We start from the raw sequence: 1231 nt of genomic DNA on the forward strand, positions 1-1231 counted from the left end.
GGCCGAGGCGCGCCAGGGCGCCGGCCTGGTGAGCGCGGTGGATCAGTCGATGCACGGCCTGGCCCGGGACGTGAGCGAGGCCGCCGGTGCCGCCGCCGCCCTGGCCGACGGCTCCCGCAAGATCGGCTCCATCGCCACCATCATCGCCGAGATAGCGGCGCGCACCAACCTGCTGGCGCTCAACGCCGCCATCGAAGCGGCCCGGGCCGGGGAGGCCGGCCGCGGTTTCGCGGTGGTGGCCGACGAGGTACGCCAGCTGGCGGAGCGTACCACCAGCGCCACCAGCGATATCAATGCCCTGATCGGCGACGTCCAGCACAAGGCCGGCTACCTGACCCAGGTGGTGCAGGCGGCCGACGACAAGTCGAAGCAGAGCGCCCGCCAGGCGGCGGAGGCGGCGGAGGCGCTCGCCTCCATCGAACGGGCGGCGCTGTCGTCGCTCAGCCGCATGCAGGAGATCGCCGAGGCCAACGCCGGCCAGAGCGTGGCGGGGGAGCAGATTGCCATCGACAACCAGAAGGTGGCGGAGCTGGCCGACGGCAACGCCCGCCGGGTGAGCGAGAGCAGCGAGCTGGCCCGTTATCTGGAACAACTGGTCGCCCGGCTCAAGGAGCGGGTGGCGAGCTACCGCTATGAGTGAGGTCGGGATGAACAGCATGATTATCGGAATATTGGCGGCCGTCCTGCTGGGCGGTCTGTGGTGGGGCTGGCGCCGGCGGAGGCGACAGGCCTGGCGGTTGCCGCAGCGGGCCCGGGAAGGGCTCGACTGCGCCGCCGATTTGGTGGCGCTGGTGGCCGAGGTGCAGCAGCACAGGGGCATGAGCGGTGCCTGGCTGGCCGGCGATCAGGGCTTTGCCGGCCGGCTGCCGGCCAGGCAACAGGCGGTGGAACGCCACTTTCAGGCGCTGCTGGCCCACGGCGAGCGGGAGCAGCGGGAGCGCTACTGCTGCTTCGGCCGGGACCAGGTAACGGCGCTGCAGCGGCAGTGGCAGGCCCTGGTGCAGGGTCTGGCGGCCAGCACCCCGGAGCAGAATTTCCAGGCCCACTGCCGGCTGGTGTCGGTGCTGCTCGAATGGCTGGCGGCGGTGGCCGAGGCCCGCATCGAGCAGCCCGGGGTGCTGCCCGGCGAGGGCAACAGCGAGCGCAACTTCGGCCACCGCCTGCCCGCCCTGGCGGAATGCCTGGGCCAGGCCCGGGCCCTGGGCTGCTCGGTGGCGGCGCGGCGCTATTG

At 72.5% G+C, this 1231-nt stretch carries 2 protein-coding genes; both read left to right on the forward strand.

The window, feature by feature from the left end:
• Positions 1-640: methyl-accepting chemotaxis protein (locus CGX12_RS19205; RefSeq protein WP_254918360.1), on the forward strand; the 640-nt coding region annotated here is incomplete at its 5' end.
• Between the two features lie 16 nt (positions 641-656).
• Positions 657-1231: nitrate- and nitrite sensing domain-containing protein (locus CGX12_RS19210; RefSeq protein WP_176442125.1), on the forward strand; the 575-nt coding region annotated here is incomplete at its 3' end.

Source organism: Zobellella denitrificans, assembly GCF_002237365.1.
GTDB classification, from domain to species: Bacteria; Pseudomonadota; Gammaproteobacteria; order Enterobacterales; family Aeromonadaceae; genus Oceanimonas; species Oceanimonas denitrificans.